Here is a 6,000-nt window from a genome sequence, read left to right on the forward strand (position 1 = left end):
AGTATTTATAGATAGGGGTTCAGGATTTTTTTGTACTCAGTCAAAACCCAAACCCAGTAAAGACTTTAGCCTACTTTAAACTGGTTTTGAGCTATCTAAATGTGTACTCAGGCTAACCTCAAATCCCGTCAAAAGCAATAAATGCCAAGGATTTGAGGGTGAAAACTGGAGTAGTCTATATTGTTCTACCCCAGAAAAAAAGCGAAACTCAATTCTGTATCTAACATATCATTTTTTTGAGGGTAAAAATGCAATTTATATTTTTTTAATTTTTGCTTTGACAATCATATTCAATTGTGGTTCTAACTCTTATCTCGTAAGCCATATAAGCTGCTGTAAGTAGATGTGTTGCTGCACATATTTTTCAAAATATCTAACTTTCCAGTCCTTTTTTTTATTCCCACAATCAGGAGATGGGTAGGAAAGTCCAGATTTTGTGTTTAAGAGAAACAACAAACTATAATCTAACATGATTGTGCGATCGCAATCAATTTTCTTAATTGCTCATTACGAACCTTAGCGATGCCTACGCTACGCGAACGGCGGGCTATCGCCAACGCTCTTTGTTGCCGGTACTATTTAGCTACAATTAAACCAAGTGTGGAAAAATCTTAGTTATGATCGCCATCCCGCAACAACTGCCAGAAATGACCGTTGAGGAATATCTCGAATGGGAACCTCAGCAAGACCTTCGCTACGAATATGCCAATGGCGAAGTATTTGCCATGACAGGCGGTACAATTCCTCATAATGACATTGCACTCAACTTGTACACTGCCTTACGCCCCCATTTACGTTTCAGAGGTTGTCGAGTGAATGTGTCAGACGTGAAAGTGCAACTCACTCCCCAGAGCCGCTACTATTATCCTGATGTTATTGTCAGTTGCGACCCTCAAGACCTCAATGCCCGCAAATTTATTCAACATCCCAAGGTGATTGTCGAAGTTCTTTCCCCAGGTACAAGCGCTAAAGATCGGGATGAAAAATTCACTTATTATCTGACAATACCCAGTTTGCAAGAGTATATCTTGATTGATTCAGAAAAAATCTCCGTCGAGCGTTACTGTCGGGGTGAAGGTAGGATGTGGCTTTACTATTCCTACAAGGCTGGAGATACGATCGCTTTATCGAGCATTGAATTTGAATGTCCGATTGAATTGCTGTATGAAAGTGTTATATTTCCGACTGAATAATGTATTTTCTCACACGCGTTGGCGATAGCCCGCCGTACCCTTCTCCTGTCGGAGACGCTACGCGAACGGGATCTTGCTACGCGTAGCGTCTCGTAGAGAAGGCATCGCTTCTCAAGCAACTCCATAGCCGGTATAGCGTCTTAATTCCGGTGGACGAAACCCCAAAACGATGTGTTCTTTAGGTATTCCAGCCCGTTCTAAATCGGCAGCAATGCCTTCTTCAGTGCCATCTCGTTGAATCCAGATTTTGCCATCAATTAGGTCAATATGAACCAGACAGCCATGAATGCGGCGATCGCTATCCCAGCCTAGATCCATCCACAAATAGCGATCGCGGGTTCGATCAAACACCACTTCTGAGTGAATATCTGCATAGGAATAAATCAGTGAAGCATATTCACTGAGGATAGTTTCAATCACTTGGCGGTAGTGGTCTAATTGGGTGTGATCCATTGTTTTATCACCTCCTGTTTTGGATCAAAAGTAATCAGCTTTAAACGGCGATTTCTCAGTAACAGTTTGCCAATAGGTTCTTCAAACAAATCATCAAAAACTCTGTTAGGTACTGCAAGATATAACACTCGCTCTGGCTCCAACTCAATTAATATATCCTGATATAAAATATACTGACCCAACGCTTTTTCTAAATCATCAACATCCGATCTGCCGGTAAAACTTTTAATCTCAACTGCAATCTTGAATTCTGCTTTTTGTGCCGCCAACAGTTGTTTAGCACCTAAATCAATATACAAATCTTTTTTACCGAATTTAAGAGTCAGTGGGTCATGAGTAATTGTCCATTTGTCTTTAATCAAAGCATTTTTGACATTGTTGTGATAGATGTCTTTAGCTGGCATACAGGTGCAGTTTTAGACTGATATTTTTATTTTAGTAATTCCCATGCGTAGGCGTAGGCCATCGTAGACATCGCTACACTGTAGTCATAACCAACAATAAGCTGTCTGAGTTCATTTAGAAAAACAGGGTAGCAGGAGGAATGGGATGAAAGCAGTGGTTATCCGTCGGTACGGCGCGGCTGAGGTGTTGCAGTCTGAAGAGGTGGAGCAGCCGAAAATTGAGCCAACGCAGTTACTTATAAAAGTTCGTGCTAGTAGCGTTAATCCCATTGATTGGAAAATTCGCCAAGGGATGTTGAGTTTGATTACCGGCAGTAAATTCCCAAAGATTCTGGGATTTGATGTGGCGGGAGAAGTCGTAGCCGTTGGCTCTGGTGTCATGCGTTTTAAAGCAGGAGATGCTATCTATGGCAGTACTAGCTTTTCTGGAGGAGGTTACGCCGAATTTGCAGCCGTCCTAGAAAACTTGGTGGCTCATAAACCAACAAACTTATCTTATGAAGAAGCTGCGACTGTGCCTTTAGCAGCGCTCACGGCTTTACAAGCGTTGCGAGATCAGGGGAATATTCAAACAGGACAAACTGTTTTGATTAATGGTGCTGCGGGCGGTGTGGGGATTTTTGCGGTGCAAATTGCTAAGGCTTTAGGGGCAGTGGTGACGGGAGTTAGCAGTACCAAAAATTTGGATTTGGTGAAATCTCTGGGAGCTAATCGCGTTATCGACTACAAGCAACAAGATTTCGCCCAAGATACAGCGCAGTATGACATTATCTTTGATGCAGTGGGTAAGCGATCGCTCTCTCAAACCAAAACAGTCCTCAAACCCAACGGAATTTATATCACCACGCTACCTAGCCCAGAAGTCTTCTTAGAGAGCGCCTTAACAGCGTTCCTTCCTGGTCAAAAAGCGAAATTTATTATTGAAAAACCCAACACTCAAGATTTGGTTTACCTGAAAGAATTGATTGAAGCGGGTAAAATTCGTCCAGTGATTGATCGCACATATCCCTTACAAGAACTAGCGGCGGCTCATAGTTATAGCGAAAGTGAACGGGCTGTGGGGAAAATTGCGATCGCGGTTAGCAATTGATCTAAAAAAATAACGCGAAACCTAACCCCCTTCCCGACGCGGGAATGGGGAAAATTCAAAGTCTCTCTCCTTTTAGGAGAGAGATTTAGAGAGAGGTTCTTCAGATACCTGTGATATTTCTGCAATCACCCTAAAATGTGGAAACATTACTCAAGCTAGTGTATATACTCGTAATTAAAATCTCAACAGAGGCGAGTATTATGGACTGGTTAGTTATTTGGGGTGTAACTCAGGCCGCCGGGTTGATTTTTAAACCAATTCTGGAAGACTTAGCCAAGGATGCTGCTAAAGATTGGGCTAAAGATTTATTAAAAGGCATCCCTGGCAAGATTTTCGAGAAACTTAAGAAGGAAGACATAGAAATTGCTGCTGGGAAAGCGTTAAAAGAATTTTTGCAATTGATGCAGAAAGATTTAGAAGATGGGGAGCTTTCTGAAGACGAAATAGAAAAGTATACGCAGCCCATAAAGCAATTTATCAAGAATTCAGAAGTTAAAGAAATTCTGGGAAGTGCTTTTAAAGATGACTGTAACGCTATAGATACCAAGAAATTAAAAGAAATTTGGTATCAACTTAATGACTCTCAGTATCCTGATAAATTTAGATGGAAAGCAATTGGTGAAAAATATCTGCAAGCTGTTAAAAAGATTATTCTAGAAATTCCTGAACTCAGAGATATTCTTGATTCCAAAAATCTGGATAAAATCCAGGAGAACACAACACAGATGGCTGGGATTATTCCCGACTTTGATTTGCCAGGATATCAAGAAGGAATCCTTGAGCGTTATGGCAATCTGAAGTTAGATAGCTTAGATACTAGCGGCTATGCCTATAACGAACTTAAATTATGGCGGATTTTTACTGCTCAAAATGTCCGGGAAGCTCATCAAGTTTTACCACAAGTTCACGAACTGCCTAAAGAACATTTTAGAAGGCTGCGAGAAAGTGACCAAGTAGAAGCACAAGTTGAATTAGAAGAATTAGAACGCCACAAACGGGTTTATTTTGAACAGCCGATACTTTCAGTCTTAGATGTTGTCAATAAAAAGCAAGATTATAAATATATTGTGATTTTGGGCGATCCTGGTTCAGGTAAGTCTACATTGTTGCAATTTCTGGCTTTGAATTGGGCAGAGTCTCCACTGGATAATGTTATCTCATTACCAATTCCGTTGCTAATTGAATTACGCACTTATATGCGGCGACGGGAAGATAAAGAGTGCAATAATTTTCTAGAATTCTTTCATAACGGTAGTGGTGCAATTCATCATCTCAATCAGCTTGAACTAGATAAAAAGTTAAAAGCTGGTAATGCCTTAGTGATGTTTGATGGTTTGGATGAGGTATTTGACCCTGGTAAGCGCGAGGATGTAATTACTGATATTCATCGCTTTACTAATGACTATCCTGATGTACAGGTAATTGTCACTTCTCGGATTATTGGCTATAAACCGCAACGATTGCTTAATGCTGAGTTTCGCCACTTTATATTGCAAGATTTAGACTCAGAACAAATTCAGGATTTTATCAACCGTTGGCATGAGTTAACTTTTACTGATCCAGCAGATAAAGTGAGAAAACGGGAACGGTTACAAAGAGGAATTGAAGCTTCCAAATCTATTATAGAATTAGCGGGAAATCCTCTACTGTTGACGATGATGGCAATTCTAAATCGTAATCAAGAGCTACCAAGAGATAGAGCTACGCTTTACGATCAAGCATCGCGGGTACTGCTGCATCAATGGGATGTGGAACGCGCTTTGACAGAAGATAAGAGATTAGACCCCAAGACGATTGATTATAAAGATAAGCAAGCGATGCTGCGTCAGGTTGCTTATCTTATGCAAACTGGTGAGAAAGGTTTGGCAGGTAATTTGATTCATGAAAATGATTTAGTCAAAGTTTTGACTGATTATCTCAAAACCATAGAGTTTGATAAACCCAGAGAAGCTGCGCGGGTGATGATTAATCAACTGCGGACTCGTAACTTTATGTTATGTTTCCTGGGTGCGGATTATTATGCTTTTGTGCATCGGACATTTTTAGAATATTTCTGTGCTTGGGAGTTTGTCTGGCAGTTTAAAGAAACGCAAACGCTGACTATTGAAAAACTTAAGAATGAAGTTTTTGGCAAACACTGGCAAGATGAAAGTTGGCATGAGGTCTTGCTGCTAATTGCGGGAATGATTGAGCCAAGATTTGTTGGCGAGATTCTTGATTATTTAATGGCGCAAGATGGCGAAGAGGAAAAGTTTGTCAATCTCTTTTTAACGGCTAAGTGTCTTGTAGAGGTGAGAAATCGTTTGGCGATCGCGTCAACAGCTAATAAGTTACTTAACGAGCTACAAGACTTAACGAAATATGACCTCTGGTACTATTACGTCCTCTATGAAGATGAAGAAGAAACTGAGCTAGTTCAGGAAATTCGCATTCAAGCAGTCAGAGCAATTGCAATGACTTGGCAAGAATCTCCCGAAACCAAAACCTTCCTCAAAGAACGCGCTACCAAGGATGATGACAACGATGTGCGACGTGCAGCAGTCCAAGAATTAGCGAATCACTTCAAAGATGACCCCGAAACCAAATCCTTCCTCAAAGAACGCGCTACCAAGGATGATGACAACGATGTGCGAGGTGCAGCAGTCCAAGAATTAGCGAATCACTTCAAAGATGACCCCGAAACCAAATCCATCCTCATAGAACGCGCTACCAAGGATGATGACAACGATGTGCGAGGTGCAGCAGTCCAAGAATTAGCGAATCACTTCAAAGATGACCCCGAAACCAAATCCATCCTCATAGAACGCGCTACCAAGGATGATCACTACTATGTGCGAGGTGCAGCAGTCCAAGAATTAGC

The 6,000-nt window shown here is 41.1% G+C and carries 5 protein-coding genes; 3 read left to right on the forward strand and 2 right to left on the reverse strand.

Annotation, left to right across the window (positions count from 1 at the left end; translation table 11 throughout):
• The first annotated feature begins 617 nt into the window (after positions 1-617).
• Positions 618-1,193 carry a Uma2 family endonuclease gene (locus F8S12_RS28610; protein WP_196519655.1) on the forward strand — a complete coding sequence of 192 codons (576 nt, stop codon included), beginning with the start codon at positions 618-620 and terminating at the stop codon, positions 1,191-1,193.
• Between the two features lie 111 nt (positions 1,194-1,304).
• Here F8S12_RS28610 and F8S12_RS28615 read toward each other — a convergent pair whose 3' ends face one another.
• Both F8S12_RS28615 and F8S12_RS28620 read right to left on the reverse strand, forming a co-directional pair.
• A complete protein-coding gene (locus F8S12_RS28615) occupies positions 1,305-1,646 on the reverse strand; it encodes a XisI protein (RefSeq protein ID WP_196519656.1) in 342 nt (113 codons plus the stop codon).
• The gene (locus F8S12_RS28620; RefSeq protein ID WP_196519657.1) at positions 1,628-2,050 is read right to left on the reverse strand and encodes a XisH family protein; all 423 of its coding nucleotides are present in this window, start codon (positions 2,048-2,050) and stop codon (positions 1,628-1,630) included. The genes F8S12_RS28615 and F8S12_RS28620 overlap by 19 nt, the downstream gene beginning before the upstream one ends.
• Before the next feature lie 145 nt (positions 2,051-2,195).
• On the opposite strand from F8S12_RS28620, the gene F8S12_RS28625 reads away from it, so the two are divergent.
• Both F8S12_RS28625 and F8S12_RS28630 read left to right on the forward strand, forming a co-directional pair.
• Positions 2,196-3,140 carry an NAD(P)-dependent alcohol dehydrogenase gene (locus tag F8S12_RS28625; protein WP_196519658.1) on the forward strand — a complete coding sequence of 315 codons (945 nt, stop codon included), beginning with the start codon at positions 2,196-2,198 and terminating at the stop codon, positions 3,138-3,140.
• A gap of 200 nt (positions 3,141-3,340) precedes the next feature.
• Positions 3,341-6,000 (forward strand): NACHT domain-containing protein (locus tag F8S12_RS28630; RefSeq protein ID WP_230968337.1); only part of this gene is annotated, 2,660 nt, incomplete at its 3' end.

It is taken from the genome of Nostoc sp. WHI (genome assembly GCF_015714725.1).
GTDB lineage: Bacteria > Cyanobacteriota > Cyanobacteriia > Cyanobacteriales > Nostocaceae > Nostoc.

Coding starts and splice junctions, on each gene's coding strand:
- F8S12_RS28615 (WP_196519656.1), bottom strand. CDS start 1,646: ATGGATCACACCCAATTAGACCACTACCGCCAAGTGATTGAAACTATC.
- F8S12_RS28625 (WP_196519658.1), top strand. CDS start 2,196: ATGAAAGCAGTGGTTATCCGTCGGTACGGCGCGGCTGAGGTGTTGCAG.
- F8S12_RS28610 (WP_196519655.1), top strand. CDS start 618: ATGATCGCCATCCCGCAACAACTGCCAGAAATGACCGTTGAGGAATAT.
- F8S12_RS28620 (WP_196519657.1), bottom strand. CDS start 2,050: ATGCCAGCTAAAGACATCTATCACAACAATGTCAAAAATGCTTTGATT.